This is a genomic window from Enterococcus spodopteracolus, from assembly GCF_030441955.1.
Classification (GTDB): domain Bacteria; phylum Bacillota; class Bacilli; order Lactobacillales; family Enterococcaceae; genus Enterococcus_B; species Enterococcus_B spodopteracolus.
This window is the reverse complement of record NZ_JARJHD010000002.1, coordinates 292439-309399: the sequence shown is the minus strand read 5'-3', so window position 1 is coordinate 309399 and position 16961 is coordinate 292439. Positions and strand designations below refer to the sequence as shown.

The 16961-nt window shown below is 38.9% G+C and carries 16 protein-coding genes and 1 pseudogene; all 17 read right to left on the bottom strand.

Annotation, left to right across the window (positions count from 1 at the left end; translation table 11 throughout):
- Window positions 1–32 precede the first annotated feature (32 nt).
- A complete protein-coding gene (locus P3R27_RS04325; protein WP_235186331.1) occupies window positions 33–245 on the bottom strand; it encodes a hypothetical protein in 213 nt (70 codons plus the stop codon).
- Window positions 246–607: 362 nt separating this feature from the next.
- Entirely contained in the window at window positions 608–3220 is a 2613-nt protein-coding gene (clpB, locus tag P3R27_RS04320) for an ATP-dependent chaperone ClpB (protein ID WP_034688754.1), read from the bottom strand.
- A gap of 383 nt (window positions 3221–3603) precedes the next feature.
- Window positions 3604–4086, bottom strand: a complete 483-nt coding sequence (locus P3R27_RS04315; protein WP_235186332.1) for a GrdB-related putative oxidoreductase — start codon at window positions 4084–4086, stop codon at window positions 3604–3606.
- Between the two features lie 26 nt (window positions 4087–4112).
- A pseudogene (locus tag P3R27_RS04310) lies at window positions 4113–4848 on the bottom strand (PTS sugar transporter subunit IIC); the annotation flags it as partial.
- Between the two features lie 542 nt (window positions 4849–5390).
- Window positions 5391–6443: a lysylphosphatidylglycerol synthase transmembrane domain-containing protein gene (locus P3R27_RS04305; RefSeq protein WP_034688756.1), complete on the bottom strand. Its 1053-nt coding sequence runs from the start codon at window positions 6441–6443 to the stop codon at window positions 5391–5393.
- 10 nt (window positions 6444–6453) lie between these two features.
- Window positions 6454–6726: a DUF1294 domain-containing protein gene (locus P3R27_RS04300; RefSeq protein ID WP_010735321.1), complete on the bottom strand. Its 273-nt coding sequence runs from the start codon at window positions 6724–6726 to the stop codon at window positions 6454–6456.
- 13 nt (window positions 6727–6739) lie between these two features.
- On the bottom strand, window positions 6740–7642 hold the full coding sequence (locus P3R27_RS04295; protein WP_034688757.1) for a diacylglycerol/lipid kinase family protein: 903 nt from the start codon (window positions 7640–7642) through the stop codon (window positions 6740–6742).
- A 200-nt stretch (window positions 7643–7842) separates the two neighbouring features.
- Window positions 7843–9075, bottom strand: coding sequence for a peptidase T (gene pepT / locus P3R27_RS04290; RefSeq protein WP_034688758.1), 1233 nt, complete (start codon window positions 9073–9075; stop codon window positions 7843–7845).
- 15 nt (window positions 9076–9090) lie between these two features.
- A complete protein-coding gene (locus P3R27_RS04285) occupies window positions 9091–10215 on the bottom strand; it encodes a Nif3-like dinuclear metal center hexameric protein (RefSeq protein ID WP_034688759.1) in 1125 nt (374 codons plus the stop codon).
- Window position 10216: 1 nt separating this feature from the next.
- A complete protein-coding gene (locus P3R27_RS04280; protein WP_034688760.1) occupies window positions 10217–10909 on the bottom strand; it encodes a tRNA (adenine(22)-N(1))-methyltransferase in 693 nt (230 codons plus the stop codon).
- Window positions 10910–11131: 222 nt separating this feature from the next.
- Entirely contained in the window at window positions 11132–11563 is a 432-nt protein-coding gene (locus P3R27_RS04275) for a hypothetical protein (RefSeq protein WP_034688761.1), read from the bottom strand.
- Between the two features lie 183 nt (window positions 11564–11746).
- Window positions 11747–12673: a primosomal protein DnaI gene (dnaI, locus tag P3R27_RS04270; protein ID WP_034688763.1), complete on the bottom strand. Its 927-nt coding sequence runs from the start codon at window positions 12671–12673 to the stop codon at window positions 11747–11749.
- Window positions 12673–14055: a replication initiation and membrane attachment family protein gene (locus P3R27_RS04265; RefSeq protein WP_301356916.1), complete on the bottom strand. Its 1383-nt coding sequence runs from the start codon at window positions 14053–14055 to the stop codon at window positions 12673–12675. The genes dnaI and P3R27_RS04265 overlap by 1 nt, the downstream gene beginning before the upstream one ends.
- 22 nt (window positions 14056–14077) lie before the next feature.
- Window positions 14078–14563, bottom strand: a complete 486-nt coding sequence (nrdR, locus tag P3R27_RS04260; RefSeq protein WP_034688768.1) for a transcriptional regulator NrdR — start codon at window positions 14561–14563, stop codon at window positions 14078–14080.
- A 458-nt stretch (window positions 14564–15021) separates the two neighbouring features.
- A complete protein-coding gene (locus P3R27_RS04255) occupies window positions 15022–15354 on the bottom strand; it encodes a hypothetical protein (RefSeq protein WP_010735312.1) in 333 nt (110 codons plus the stop codon).
- 57 nt (window positions 15355–15411) lie between these two features.
- Window positions 15412–16032: a dephospho-CoA kinase gene (gene coaE, locus P3R27_RS04250; RefSeq protein ID WP_152538784.1), complete on the bottom strand. Its 621-nt coding sequence runs from the start codon at window positions 16030–16032 to the stop codon at window positions 15412–15414.
- Window positions 16005–16841 carry a DNA-formamidopyrimidine glycosylase gene (gene mutM, locus P3R27_RS04245; RefSeq protein WP_034688774.1) on the bottom strand — a complete coding sequence of 279 codons (837 nt, stop codon included), beginning with the start codon at window positions 16839–16841 and terminating at the stop codon, window positions 16005–16007. Before mutM ends, coaE begins: the two co-directional genes overlap by 28 nt.
- Window positions 16842–16961 lie beyond the last annotated feature (120 nt).

Sequence of the window (16961 nt, the reverse complement as noted above, 5' to 3'; positions counted from 1 at the left end):
AAAAACGCAGGCAAGTGAAATAGGTCTTTTTTTCAAGAGTTCAAAACAGAGGAATTGAATACGTTTTTTTTAGAAGCTGGAACTATTACCATTGTCGTCGTATCAAGCTCACTTAGTACTTCATTTGGATAATTATTGATCGAGACACCGACTCGTGGTTTTTTAATTAATTCGATGGTTGTTCCGCTAAATAGTTCATCGATCAATTTTAATGATTGTGAAACTGTTTTATTCAATAAATTCATGTGTTTCGCTATTTTTGTGCCCGTCGTATGTTCATCCATCAAAATATATTGAATGATTGCGTTCTCTCATTCCTTGATCATCACACTATCACCTCATCTACATCTTCTATCTTAGCTTGTCAGTCGCTTTATGAGAACACTTGCTTTTACTGTTTTGAATACAGTAAATCATAGGATTAGTTTCTGATCTAGCTATCACCATTCACTTTTCAGTAGTTGTCCATTCAATGATCCCACTGATTATTTTATTAAGTATAGACGAAAAAAATACCTGTCAAAGTGCAGACTATCAGTAATAGTCCACTACTTTGACAGGTAATGCTTTTCCCTACTGTCATGTATAAGGGTGGTACAAGCGTTTCTTATGATTCATCTTCGGGTAAGTTTTCACTTGCAAATGCCAAGTGGTGATCAAACAAAGTGATTGTTACTTTCGATTTTGGCATGATTTTACCAGCGACTATTTCTTTAGCCAAAGGCGTTTCGACTTCTTTTGTAATGAATCGTTTCAATGGGCGTGCGCCATACGCAGGCTCATACGCATTTTCTGCAATCCATGTTTTTGCTTCGTCACTGATTTCCAAAATGATTTCTTGATGTTCTAAACGATGTGCTAATTGAGAAACCATCTTGTCAACGATCCCTTTGACATTGTTTAGACTTAATGGTGTAAATAGAATCGTGTCATCAATACGATTCAAAAATTCTGGTTTGAAATGACCACGAAGAATCGTTCTCACTTGTTCTTCGACTTCTTCTGGTATCGTACCTTCCGCGGTAACACCTTCCAACAATAATTGAGAACCGATATTGCTTGTCATGATCATCACCGTATTTTTAAAGTCAACGACTCGACCTTTTGAATCCGTCAAACGTCCATCGTCTAATACTTGTAATAAAATATTGAAGACATCTGGATGTGCCTTTTCAATTTCATCCAGCAAAACGATCGTATATGGGTTTCGTCGCACAGCTTCTGTTAACTGTCCACCTTCTTCGTAGCCAATGTAACCTGGAGGCGCACCAACTAAACGAGAAACGGCATGTTTTTCCATGTATTCACTCATATCGATCCGCACCATATGCTCTTCAGAATCAAATAAGTTTTCTGCTAAAGCTTTTGCCAGCTCGGTTTTACCGACACCAGTTGGTCCTAAGAATAGGAAAGAACCTAATGGTCGATTTGGATCTTGTAATCCTGCACGAGAACGAATGACCGCATCACTCACTGCATCTACCGCTTCATCTTGCCCAATGACACGTTTATGAAGTGTTTCATTCAACTTGATTAGTTTTTCGCGTTCACCTTCCACGAGTTTCGTTACTGGAATCCCTGTTAAACGACCGACAACTTGAGCAATCTCATTTTCAGTGACAGATTCTTGTACCATCTTGATGTCACTGTCTTTTGTTTTTGCTTCTAGTTCTGCTAATTCTTTCTCTAATTGTGGAATCGTACCATGACGCAAAACAGCGGCACGCTCAAGATCATAATTGTTTTCTGCGTCTTCTAATTCGTGTTTTGCCTTATCGATTTCTGCACGTTTAGAAGAAACGGTATTTACTTCTTCTTTTTCAGTTTCCCACTGCATCTTCATCGCATTGGCTTCTTCTCGAAGATCGGCTAGTTCTTCTTGTAAGTTCTTCAAACGTTTTTTACTTGCATCATCAGATTCTTTCTTCAAAGCTGCTTCTTCGATCTCCAACTGCATCAAGCGACGAGTCACCTGATCTAATTCCGTTGGCATGGAATTCATTTCCACTCGGATCGTAGCACTTGCCTCATCGATCAAATCAATGGCTTTATCAGGTAAAAAGCGATCTGTGATATAGCGATCGGATAATGTAGCTGCCGCAACCAAAGCATTATCATGGATATTGACGCTATGGTGGATCTCAAAACGCTCTTTCAATCCTCGAAGAATACTGATCGTATCTTCAACAGTTGGTTCCTTCACTAATACTTTTTGGAAACGACGCTCTAACGCTTTGTCCTTTTCCATGTATTGGCGGTATTCATCTAAAGTAGTCGCACCGATCAAATGAAGTTCCCCACGAGCTAACATCGGTTTAAGTAAGTTACCGGCATCCATACTACCTTCCGTTTTTCCTGCCCCGACGATATTGTGGATCTCATCGATGAACAAGATGATCCGTCCATCGCTTTTCTTCACTTCTTTCAAGACTGCTTTTAAGCGTTCTTCAAACTCCCCACGGAATTTTGCTCCGGCAATCAAGGCACCCATATCTAAAGAAAAAATGGTTTTATTTTTTAAGTTTTCTGGTACATCTTTGCGAACGATTCGTTGAGCTAATCCTTCAACAATCGCTGTTTTACCAACACCAGGTTCCCCGATCAACACAGGGTTGTTTTTAGTTTTACGTGACAAGATTCGAATCACATCACGAATCTCTTCATCTCGGCCAATAATCGGGTCCATTTTGCCACTACGAACTTGTTGGACGAGATCGATACCATATTTTTCTAACGCTTTATACTGTTCTTCTTGATTTTTAGAAGTCACACGCTCTCCTCCCCTCATGTCTTCGATATTCTTACGCAATTCTTTTTCATTCAGTCCCTGTTTTGTCAAATAAACAGTCAGTGGATAATTTTTTAATTTCATTAAAGCTAATAGCACGATCTCAGTGGATAAGAATTCATCACCAAAGCTTTCTCTCAATTGATCCGCTTCATTCAATAAATGAAAAAGATTTTGACTAAGATTTTGTCCGTATTGAACATTACTGCCTGAGACTGTTGGATACTCATCTAACACTCGATCAATCTCTTGTTCAAACGCATCTGCATCGATACCTGCATCTGTATATAGATTACGGCCAAAATGATTTGGTTGTAAAAAGATCTTCCATAAATGAACGATGTCGATTTCTTGATGTTTTCTTGTCATCGCTACTTGTTGTGCTTCTGCAATCGCTTCTTGGAGCGTAGTTGTCATTTTTTCACTATTCATCTATTTCCCTCCTGTAGTAGAAGTTGTTTGGTCAAAGTCAACTATAACTTTCTCTAACGTCTATAACATCCGTCTAAAGTCTCGTTTTCTTTAACCTTTACAAGATTATTATACTCATTTGGTCAGCTTTGGTCAAAGATTATACTCGCGATCATCAAAAAAATTTGAGACAAAAGTTACAGGAAATGTTGTCCGTCACTCTATACCAAATAAACGACAGAAACAAAAGAAAACTCTATAAAAATAAGGGCAACAACCGCAATTATTTACAGAATAATTTCGTGGTTGTTACCTTTAATTCTAGAGGCTGGTCCTATTCCGACCTAAAGGTATTTATTTCTGATGAGTGCTTGGGACAAACTAGTTGATCCATCAAAATCAAGTCATGATGATTGATTTTGATGAGCGAGCGCTGAAATAAAGGAGCTGATATTTTTATATGAATCATTTAAACCAATTCCGCCTTTTTTAGGCATTTTTATTATATTGATCTCTTTAGCATAGCGTCCAAAGGCAGGATTTTCTTCAGACATCGCAACTACACTTGGGATTCCTTGTACACCGAAGACTAAGGATAATTGGGCCGCCATCATGCCAAAATTAGCATAATGCATTGCGGGGCCACAAAGAACAGCATCTGCAACGATTTTTTTGGCAAAACCTATAATTTTTTTGTTTACCTCTTCTTGGTGAGCGAGATAATACTGAGCACCACAATACAATGTAGCAATGATTTCTGTATCATGTCCATGAAAAAGTGTATTTAAGGTACGACGACCTGGTCCAAGGGCTGTTTTTTTGCCTCCAGGAGGTAGCTGGGCATTTTCATCACTGCCCAAGCCTGCAGTCAAATGATTGAGAATCAAGACTTTTTTTCCTACGGCCTCTTTTCCTATAAATCATCAAAATCGAATTCGTCAAAATCGATTTCTTCTTCTTCCCGTACCGCTTCTGCTTCTTCTTTTAAATGCTGATTATCTAGCACTTGAATAAAAGGATAATAAATAGCCATTCCTAGTAGATCAGTAATGCTTGCAAAACAGATGACTGCCAACCACTAACTAAAAAACCAGAAATGATCGGTGGTGTTGTCCATGGTAGTTGAATACCATTCGTATAATTAACTAATCCTAACTCCATACAAAAATAGGAAATGATAATATTGATCGTGGGTACAAGTGCAAATGGAATTAGTAAGACTGGATTTAAGACAATCGGTAATCCAAAAATAATCGGTTCATTGATCCCAAAAATCCCTGGTACTAGTGACAATTCCGACAGTTTTTTACTCGTTGGCTTTTGTATACTAGAATCATAATTAAAATCAATGAAAGCGTAGATCCTCCACCACCAAAAGTAGCAAACATATCTTGAAATTGACCTGTGATAATATTTGGTATATCTGCGCCATTTTTGAAGGCATCTAAATTTTCAACGGATAGTGCTCGTAAAATCGGATTGAATACTGCCCCAACCACACTCGAACCGTTGATACCGAAAAACCAAAAAAAGTGCAAGAATAAGTAGGCTATGATCATCGCGCCTAGAGTATTTCCTAAGCTAAGTAAAGGAGTTTGTAAGAACTTAAATAGTATTTCTTGTAAATGACCATATGAGGTTAGGTTTGCTTCTGAAGGCAACTTTTGACTGGTCACGTAAGTTCCATCATTGATTCGTTGTGCAATTTTTCCAGCTATATTTTGGAAAAACCCTTATTTTTCATTTTATTACCTACTTTCTAACTACATATCATTCATCAAACAGTCGATTCATTCTGACATCAAAAGTCATACGTCTAAAAGTTGAACGGTCCAAAAATGAAAGAGCAACTTTTATCGTCCTTTATCCTGTTTGTAGGATGAGGAAAATCAAGAAAATATTTCTTGTCAAAAGCTAAGCTTTCTATTAATTTTTATATATAGTATATACCATTAAGTATAGTCTTTCAGCAACTAATGAAGGAATTTTAATTTTACCCTACTGGTGCTGATTGTTTCTTCCATACATTTCGGGCGACTGTCTTGTTTGAGAGATAGCAACGTCTACCTTATTCTACGTGAAAGCAATCGTTGAACAGATATTTTTCAATAAACAAAAAAGAATCAATCTAAGCATTTTCAGCTCAGACTGATCCTCCATTTAAATTCTCCTTGAAAGTTGTTCAAATTATTTAAATTTTCCCCTTTGTACGCTTTTTTTCTGCCTTTACCTCATGGATCTCTTGACGTAAGATATTCCGTCTTTCTGCAATCACGTAGAAAAAGCCATAAATGAATGGCAAGATGAACGAGCCAAATCGATAAAGCAATAAGGAAGAAACAGCATCTACCGTTCCAACTACAGGACGAAAGAGCAATAGATAAACAAATTCAAACGAGCCAATGCCTGCGGGTGTTGGCAAGACTCCTGATAACACCACTGCAAAGCTGATAAATGAAAATGTCAAAAGAAAATCAAGATTTGGATGATTTCCTACTAAAAACAGATAAGGCATCACATACCAACAGAGTAGTTTTAGCAGGTTCCAACAATAGATCCTGATCAATGCGGTGCGATCTTGGATGATCGTTTGCACCGTTTCTCTCAGTGAATAGATCTGGCTGTTGCACGTATCGACCCAGTGACGTAAACGTTCAGTTTTGAATAACCGATTGGACACTTTGACGAAAAAAACTTGAAGATTCAAACTGACGGAGACGGTCACAAGAAATAATATGATCAAAGCCGTCAAAATGATACCAGCAATGATAAACCAAATCATATTGGGTGCCTTTTCGTAGAACAAAGAAAATTGAACAATCAAGCCAATGACTGCATAAGTGATCACCGCTAATTTATACATGATCATATGCAGGGCAGTGACTCCTGCTCCTTGAGAAAACTTCATCCCTTTTTTATTGTAAAAATAAATTTCTGAGATCAGTGTACCCGTTCCAAATGAGACAATCCGATAAAAGGCAATATAACAAGACGTCCAGAATCCATCACTTGTACTGAAGGATTTGGAAAACGGCTTGGCGATCTCTTTGATTGAGCGACCTTCTACAATTTGATAAAGTGTACCGAAAAAAAACATCGCCAGAAGCACTTGGACACTTGTTGAAAGCAACTCCTTGAAAATATCCGCAAAAGATTGGTTGATCAAATAATAAATAATAGCGAGAATAATAGTCAATAATAATAAATTAATGATGATTTTGATTTTTGTTCCTTTAGTAGACATGTACGACTCCTTAATGGAAAAAATAGATCAAGACGAGATCAATCATGATTCCTAACATGAAAACGATCGTGAACTTCTTTTTTTTAGTTTTGTGACGAAATATGCGTTGTGCGAACAAACCGCCCAAACCACCACCTAACAAGCTAACAAACAACAAATTACTTTCTGGTACACGCCAAGCACCTTTTTTTGCTTGACGTTTATCATAACCCATCAAGCCAAATAGATAAACATTCACAATGAATAAATAAAACCATAAGGGATTATGCATCAATACTTCCATCAACTTCCTCCAATTATTGCTCATCTTTTGGTACATAGATCGTTATACCTTCTGGGATGACTTTTAATTCGATCGGTAAGTCATCTGTAGTATCACCATCCGTCCGAGTCGTCACTTTCTTTTCTCGTGCCTGGATATTGACTTGACTAGCTGTCAGATATTTGATTCCAGGAACAGAATAGATCTTACCTTTGATCATACGTGGGAGATAAAATGCAAACCGGAAAAAATCTAATGAAGGAACGATGGTGATGTGGAACTTGCCATCATCAGGTGCAGCAGAATCGTCGAAACCAGTAAAACCACCTACTGAGTTAGACATCGTGATAGTCAACAACTGTGCTTTGCCCTTCCAATGCTCTTCATCCGTCTTGATATCCAAATGATATTTTTTCTTTTTTAGCAATAATTTCACGAAACGTTTGATAAAGATCCATGAACCATATTTTTGCTTTTCTTTTTGGCTGATCCAGACCGCTGTGTCTGCTAATATGCCAATAGTTAAAGTAGAAATGACTACTTTATCATTCACTTTCCCATAATCGATTTTGCGGATCGTTTCCTCTAACATCATCGCTGCGGCTTCTTCTTTCTCAAAAGGAATGCCTAACACTTTCGCTAAGTTATTGATCGTTCCACCAGGCAATAAGCCAACATGGTAATGGTCTAATTCATCTTGGAATGCTTGGATGATATGATGGATCGTGCCATCACCACCAATGATGACTAGTGTATCTACCTCATGTTCTTTTGCTTTTTCCCTCAATGTTGCATCTTTGATCGACGGTCCAGTTTCCGTTAGATAAACCTCTAGTTCTGGTCGGTGTTTTGCGACATACTCTTTGAACCATTCAGCTAATTGTTCCCCTTCATCCTTTCCTGAACTTTTGTTATAAAATACCAGTAACTTCTTCATAAACCATATTCCTCCTACTTTCCTGCAAAAAACAAAGGGAGTGGATGCGAAATAAACGCTCACCCTCCCCCATGAACAGTGATTCGAGCACTGACTAAAATAGCCTCGAATCAATCATATGTCAACGCAGTGTAGCAATCAACCAATAATGTGAGATTATTGGTTGAAATTTAATCTTTTTTACCAATGAAACGGATCGATTACACCTGCGTATTCAACTCCGCGATTTTAACAATCACATCTGTCGCTTTTTCCATGACTTGTAGGGACACAAATTCAAAACGTCCGTGCATGTTTTCGCCACCCGCAAATAGATTTGGTGTTGGTATCCCCAGATAAGAGATTTTTGAGCCATCTGTCCCACCACGTACCGGTTCGATCACTGGCTTGATATCTAAATCGATCATTGCTTTTTCAGCTAGATCAACGATACTCATATCCTTTTCGATGATTTCACGCATGTTGTAGTATTGATCATACATTTCTACTTGAATACGCTCTTGGTCAAACCGTTGATTCATTTTTTCTTGCATGCTTGTGATCATTGCTTTTCTTGCTTCAAATGACTCACGTTTATGGTCACGGATGATATAGCTCATTTTCGCCTCTTCTGGACTACCATTCAATGCCATCAAATGGAAGAATCCTTCGTAACCATCTGTTTTTTCAGGAACTTCATCAGCTGGTAATTCATTGTGGAAGTCGATCGCTAATTGTAAAGCATTGATCATTGTATTCTTCGCTGTACCAGGATGGACATTTTTCCCTTGGATCGTGATGTTTGCTTGCGCTGCACTAAACGTTTCGTATTGTAATTCTCCTAAAGGTCCACCATCGATCGTGTAAGCAAAATCCACGTTGAACTGTTCTACGTCAAATTTATCCGCACCAACTCCGATTTCTTCGTCTGGACCAAAAGCAACTTTGATCTCCCCATGAGGAATTGAAGGATTTTTCAACAAAATCTCCATAGCTGTCATAATTTCTGCAATACCTGCTTTGTCATCTGCGCCTAATAATGTCGTACCATCAGTGGTGATCAACGTATGGCCATCATAATTTTTTAAATTAGGGAAATCTTTGACATTCAAGGTAAAGCGCCCTTCTTTATCTAGAACGATCGTTGATTCGCCATCATAATTTTCAATGATCTGAGGATTTACGCCTACAGCATTGAAATCAGCGGTATCCATGTGAGCAATAAAACCAATCGAACGTACGTCATGATCGATATTACTAGGTAGTGTAGCAATCACAAAACCATTTTCTGTATTGTATGTTACATCAGACAAGCCTAGATCTTCTAATTCTTTTTTCAAAACTTGCGCAAACTCTACTTGCGTTTGCGTAGATGGCGTAGTATGACTTGTTGGATCGGATTGTGTTTCCGTTTTGACATATCTTAAAAATCGCGGTAATAAGTTCTCGTACATAAATGACTCTCCTTTTTATTTAAATTCAAATGGATTGGTCGATGTTTCTGAAACAAAAAAGTCAACCGTCCAATTCTCTTCGTTTTTCCACTTTTCAAACTTCTTTACAAATTTTTCCTTGCACAATGATTCGATATAATGGCCAGGATCAATTGCAGCTAATCCTGCACTTTGCATATCTTGCGCTGTATGGAAATAAATATCGCCAGTAATATAGACATCCGCTCCTTGAGCCAAGGCAGCGGGATAAAACTTCTCACCACTCCCACCACAAATAGCGACTCGTTTGATCATTTTTTGTGGACTTGTCGTTGGGCGAACCACACGTAAACCTTCCAATTGAAAAACTTCTTTTACATGGGCTGCGAAATCATCCAAGCTCTGTTCTTTTGCTAGTTCCCCAATACGACCTAATCCCCAGGTTTTAACTGGTGCATCGATCGAGAACAAATCAAATGCTGGTTCTTCGTAAGGATGTGCTGTAAACATCGCTTGTAAGACTTTCTTTTCTATATTTTCTGGGAAGATCACTTCGACTTTGGCTTCTTGGACTTGTTCAGCACGGCCGACTTCACCAATTGTTGGATTCGCCCCAGCTTTTGGACGGAATCGACCTTGGCCGATAGAGGTAAAACTTGTACTATCATACTCTCCTTGTTCTCCGGCCCCCGCTTTTGCTAAGGCAGCTCTTAAACGCGGAGCATCCTCCACTGGAAGGTAACTGATCAATTTTTTATAGCCACGTTCATGTGTTTGAACAAGATGACCTGTGACCTCAATTCCTAATTGCTCACAAAACCAATCGTTCAACCCATCTTCAATGATATCCATGTTTGTGTGAGCTGCATAGACTGCAATGTCATGTTTCAACAAATCAGCGTACATTTTTTCTTGTGGAGAATCAGTGATCAAGCGTTTGACTGGTCTAAAAATAGGGGGATGTTTTGCAATCAAAAGATCGATTTTTTTCTCAATGGCTTCTGCCACCACTTCTGGTCGGACATCTAAAGTCATCATCACACGTTGGATCGGTTTGTCCAAGGTGCCGATATGCAACCCAACTGGATCGCCTTCTTCTGCTAACCATTGCGGGCAATAGCTTTCAAATTTTTTGATGAAATCTTGTGCTTTAATGGACATGTCATAAAACCTCCTTGATCCATTCCACCTCTTGTTGGATTGTCTCATATCTGTTTTGTTCACTCGCATTTTTTAATTGCTCTAAGATCACTTCACGTTGTTTAAGCTCACGTTGCCATTTTGCCGAAAAAGTAGCGTTTTTCTCTTCGAGTAAGAATGGCCCAAACATCAGCTCTTTTTCAGAATAATCGATGGGCTGTTCTTTCTTTTCAGCTACGATGATCTCATAGATTTTTTTGTTTTCTTCGATGATTTCTTCTGCAATGATCTGATAGTTATTTTCTTTTAGCCACATTCTTAGCGTTTTTTCGCCAATATTGGGCTGTAGAATCAAACGTTCTTCTCCCGATAAGCGCTGGTTTTGCCGACCAGATTCTAAAATGTCGCGAATCAAAGAGCCTCCCATGCCAGCAATCGTGATCGCGCTGATTTGATCGTGCTTTTCGATGGCATCTAATCCATTAGCCAAGCGTACCTCTATTCGCTCAGACAGTCCATTTTTCATCACCTGTCGTTTTGCCGATTCATAGGGTCCTTTAACGACTTCTCCAGCTACAGCAAAGTCGATTTTCCCTTTTAGCATCAATGCGACGGGTAAGTACGCATGATCTGAACCGATATCTGCTAAACGAGCAGCTTCTGGTACAAAACGTCCGACAGTTTCAAGACGTTTCGATAACTCTGTGTGATTCATTGTTCCACTCCTTAACTACTGAATGTTTGGATGTCATCCAATTTGTCACGCCTTTGGACAAACACTTACTTATCAAAGTTATCCTACTTATTTACGCTTTTATGATAACTATTGTTCTTATTCCTATCATAACATTAGTTTATGTTCAATAGAAAAAAGAACTGGGAAAATATCCCAGTCTTTTTTTAACAATTAATCAAAAGATCTCGATTGATTCTTTTTTTATTGGGCAGTGATCTCAATGATCGAATTTCCAGGAACTTGTGGAGGGATCGACATCGTCATGACCGCCATTTCTACCAATTTAAATTCGATCTTTTCTCCTTCTTTCAAGGAATCGACACCACCAGTGATTTGATCCACTGAAGCATTTAAGATCACTCCATCATTGCTGAAGGATGTACCGATATTTGCTGGATCTTTTATTTCTTCTACATCTTTGACGGTGATTTGGTATACATCACCTTCCGCTTCGCCGAAGCTTTCGATCGTACCTGTAAACACACTTTGCTTTTGTTCGGTAGAACTATCTGTTTCCACTGTCGATTCTGCATTGATCGAATCGATTGAACCTGTACTTCCTTCTTCGTTGCCGCAGCCTGCCAATGCAAACAAGAGACCGGCAGCAACTAGACCAGTTAAAATAGCTTTCATCATACATCCTCCGTGTAATTTCTTGCGTTACTGCTTTGATGATTCCATCCGGTTATTTCCTCAAGTCCATGGATTCGTTTCATCTTAACTTTGTTCATTTTATGAATTTTTATTGAAAAGGTGAAAAACAGTGACAGTTGAGTAGATACTCCAACCTGTTTCTGTAAAAATCATTTAATACCATTAGCCATTTCGGCGATTTCGGCCTGTCATTTCGATTTCTTTTGTCAAATAGCGGATTCGTTCCATGATCCGTTTGGCTTTCAACGGTTCCTCATCGCCTCGTTGTGTCACCGTCAAATGCTGTTCTAATTCGTTCATCGTGAAGTTTGAAGAAAAGAACGTTGGCAATTGTTCTTGCATTCGAAACTGTAAGATGACACCAAATACTTCGTCACGGATCCAACTACTCATCGCATCCGCTCCAATATCATCGATCATCAAGATCGGCGATTTCTTCACCGCATCTAACTTCTCAGCCACTTGATCTTTACCGATGGCCTGCTTCATTTCAACTGCAAATGTTGGAAAATGAACCAACGTTGTGGTGAATCCTTTGATTGCCAGTTCTTTCGCTGTTGCACCTAAAAGATAGGTTTTCCCGATACCAAAACTTCCGACCAAGTACAACCCTTTGTGAAAGCTTTTAGGATCAGCTGAATATTGTTCAACGAAGTCTAATGCTTCTAAGCTTGCATAGCCACGTCCATCTGTTCGTTCGAAATTTTCAAAGGAAGCAGATTGGATGTCTTTGGGCATATCCATTGCTTTCACACGACTCTTGATCTCTTCTTGTTTTTGACGAGCTAAGAGCGCTTCTGTCGGCACGTAGGTGACGTCGACATAGTGGAAGTTCAATGTCAATTTTGGTTCATATCCGGGAGCGATCATGGTTGGATCATTCGTTTGATATTTTCTTTTTTCTTGGACATACTCATAGAGTTTGGCATAACTTTTTTCGATATCCGCTTGCGTCAGTCGGTCTTGATGGGCTGACAGAAAGGCTTGAACGTCCGCATCATTCAAAACTTCAGCAATCATCTCGGAATACTTTTCTTGGTAGTTGCGTTTACTGATGATTTTCTTCAGTTCTTTTCCCACATCTTCCATTAGCTCTCACCTTCCTTTTTAGCCAGATACTCTTTGAAGCGACGATCGATCTCGGCTTTTTTCTCTGTACTGATTTGTGTTTCGTCTTTTGGTTGATTGACCCAATCAGGCAATTTTTCTCGCCTTACATTTCGTCGATAATTGGACGTGTTGTTCTGTTTTGACGCTTTCGGTTGCTTCGCTTTCGTACTCAATGTATGGAGATGCTCAATCGCTTCTTCTGGCATACTGATTTTTTTTTGCGCCCACTCATTAGCGATCGTATTCACGAAGCTCGCATTTAAGCTCGCATGGTTTTTTATGACTAACACATAGTTGATCAAAATGTTGATGACACTGCTAGACAGACCAGATTGGGTGACCAAATCTTGCAACAACCAATTTTCCTGTTTGGAAACATACCCGCCTTTTTCTTTTTTTATCGCTTCGAGATAACGCATCGGTGGGGTTTGGCGTGCGACTTGGATCAATTGTTGTGCAGCACTAGGCAACGCCTGATTGACAGGGACACCTGTTTCAGCAGACTGATCGGTAACCAGAGTGTTGCTCGATTGTCGCAACGTATTCTGCTGTTGCTGCCGTAACAAGACGATCCGTTGGAGTTCTTTTAAAGATACTTCTTCTGTCGTAAAATCAAATGACTGTAGAATCAACTCTCCTAAAGTCAGTTCATCGAAGCCATAGAGTTGTTGGTATGTTTTCGCTTGTTGCAGAACTGGTTCTGTCAACTGATTGATGTGTTGTTTCTTCAACCAATCGGTTAAAAACGTCCAGTCAAACGAGTCTGAATCTGCGATCAATGATTTGGGTTCAACAGGTGTGAATTTTTGCTGGATCGATTCCACTTGTTCTTGGTTTGCTGCATAGACTGTTTCATTGAACCGATAGACTTCCAAAAACTTCTTAGTGATTTTTTGATAGCCTTCATGCGAAAGATTTTTTGGCTTAAATAATTCTGTCAATTGGTTGAATCGACGTTCGCCAACTTTTTCTAGAAGTAAAAAAGAAAGTAACGTATCATTGAAAAACGTAGGAACGTCCATCGGTTCTAACACCTCATAAAGAAAACAATTACCCAAATTTTCATCTTTTTTGAAATAGACTTCTAAAAGACCGATTCCTTCTAATTTTTTTCGTGCCTCATAAAATTGCGGTAAGCCACAACTTAGACTACTCAATAAATCGGCGTGTAGTCCTTCAGGACCTACGCCAGTTTCTAACGAGATCTCCGAATACAGCGTCAAGTAAAGACTCAACGCTTCTCCCCCGATCAATGGTTGGTAAAGGAATAACAAGGCAGACTTTCCTTCTTCTTTTAAAGGACTGCTCTTTCTTCCTTGGTAAATATTTTTCGGTTGTAATTCTTTCCACGCATTTTCCAAGGAATACTCCCTCCTTTATTAATTACGCATCATTTTCACTATTACCCGTATCTTTTGCTTTATCAACAATATCTTGTAATTCTTTCAAAAAGACAGACATATCTTTGAATTGACGATAGACACTCGCAAAGCGAATATAGGCGATTTCATCTAAGTTGACTAAATCTTCCATGACGTATTCACCGATCAGATTAGTTGAAACCTCATTTTCGCCAAGACTTCTTACACGATTTTCAACATGGTTGACGATCTGTTCCATTTGTTCCATCGCTACTGGACGTTTTTCGGCAGAACGGATCAATCCACGTAAAATCTTGTCACGATTGAATTCTTCTCGTTCACCATTTTTCTTGATGACTAATAAAGGTGCCGCTTCAATTCGCTCAAAGGTCGTAAAACGGAAGGAACATTTTTCGCACTCACGGCGTCTTCTTATCGCACGACCATCGTCAGCTTGACGACTATCGATCACTCTTGAGTTGTTATGTTGACATCTAGGACATCTCATCGTAATTTCACCTCTCTTGGTGTAGTTTAATCGCTTATTTGAATGTACCAAATGAAGTTGTTCTATCAGTCAACTCTTTCCACCAATTATGGATCATTGGTCTTAAGAAGACTGGTTTTCAACACTAAGCTTAAAAATTATAAAATATGAAAAGGATTTTTTCAATTTATATCTTATTACTCAGTTCAAAGTGATTTTCACAACTTCACTGCTTATTGTTTTAGATTTTTTTCCACTGATTTTTTATTGAACTAATTCAAGTGGATCGTAATAAACGTTTTCTTATTACTAACTTTAGTATAACATGAAACAATTAAGCAATGCGACTGTCCCAGTTAAAAAATCGCTTGAAATGAAAGATTTGTTGTGTTTTTATCTCAACGAACGAAAACAGACTGGTGTTTAGCACCAGCCTGTTTCTTTTTGATTTTCTATTTTACTAAATGCTTGGGTAATCCCTATAGTTTATCTTCGATTCCCGTGTAATGTTTCATTCGTTCTTCTTCGATTTTTTGTTCTGTTGAACGATGATCGACTTGGGGGTCTTGGTTTACTTCAGGGCTTGTTTCTGGATCTTTGCGTTCTGTGGTTAAGTCCTGTCGCTTGGATTCTTTTTCGACATGTTGGTCTTCTAACTCAGCAATTCTCGCCCGATATTCATCTTCACGAATTTTACCTTCTTCTGCTTGGATCTGGCCCTTTTCCTGTAAATCTTCTTTGTGGAGAATCTCACCAATTTTTTCTTTCGCAGAACCTACTACTTTATCTTTTTGGTTTTTGAATGTACCCATCGTATCATCTCCCCCTCTTTCTTTATATAAATAGCATAGCAAAATGTTGCGATTTACTCAAAGAAAGCGATTAAGCAACAACCATTTTTTAATTACAGCGGATAAATCTTCCTTGGTTTGGCGATTATCAAATACGATATCCGCACGTCGTTTCTTTTCCTCGATTGACAGTTGGCTTTTCACTCGTTGTTCTGCTTCTTGTTTCGATAATTGATTGCGTACCATCAAGCGTTCGATTTGCTGAGATTCAGGAATATAGACAACTGCGACGGCATCCATCTGTGTATCATACTGTCCTTCATACAATAAAGGAATATCGACGACGATTAGCGGATATTGTGCTTTCTTCTCTATGATTTCTTCAGTGATTCTCCCACGGATAAATGGATCTAATACTTGATTCAATTGCTCACGTGCAGTGACAGAGCCGAAAATCAATTGTCCAAGTTTTGCCCGATCTAAGTGGCCGTCCTGTTGGAGGATCTCTTTCCCAAATGCTTGAATCAACGCATGAAGTCCTGGCGTATCCGGTTCAACGACTTCTCTTGCCACTTGATCGGCATCAATCACTGGAAAGCCATATTGTTGGAAAATAGCAGCGGCAGTACTCTTGCCTGTCGCAATTCCCCCAGTCAAACCTAAAACAAATCCTACTTGGATATTCTTAATTTCTGACATGTTGGACAATAGTGCGTCCCCCTTTGCGCAACTTTCGTTTTCACGATTGGTGTTTGGCAACGAACACATGCTTCTCCTGTCTGCCCATAGACATGTAAAGCCACTTGGAAACTCCCTGATTCACCTAACGCATTGAGATAACTTCGGATCGTTGTTCCCCCTGCTTCAACTGCTCGTGACAACACATCAATGATTGCTTGACGGAGTAATTTGATTTCTTTTGGGCGTAAAGAATCAGCTGGTTGCTCTGGATGGATCTTCGCTTCCCATAATGCTTCATCTACGTAGATATTTCCTAGTCCTGTGACCAACTTTTGATCAAGTAACAAAGGTTTGATGGCTTTGTGTGACTTTTGTAGCCCTAAGGTAAAGTCTTTTAATAAGAATAAATCTGGTAAAGGCTCTGGACCTAATTTCAAAATTCCTTTATAGGTATTGCTCGCTCCTTTTTCAACGATCGTCATACGGCCGAATTTTCGTACATCGTGGTATCGTAATTGGCTGCCATCTTCAAAAGAAAAAATCACATGTGTGTGTTTATCGATCGGTTCTTCTTTTTTAAAATATTGATATTTCCCCTCCATCCGTAAATGAGAGATCATTTCATAATGACTCAAGTGAAAAATCAAAAATTTCCCTCTGCGACCGATCGATTCGATGGTTTCACCAATTAACGTTGCTTCAAAAATCGGTACCTCCGGTTGTTCAATGATTCTCGGCCATAGCACTTGGACGTTATTGATTTTTTTGTTTTTCACTAATTTCTCTAATCCTCTACGGACAGTTTCAACTTCTGGTAATTCGGGCATCCTTTTTCTCACCTACAATTTTCACTTATTTGATTTTGAATCGAACTTATCTGAGACAAAAATAAAAACTATATTTGTCCTTGAACTTAAAATAGAATAAACGGTGTTCCACAAGCAACT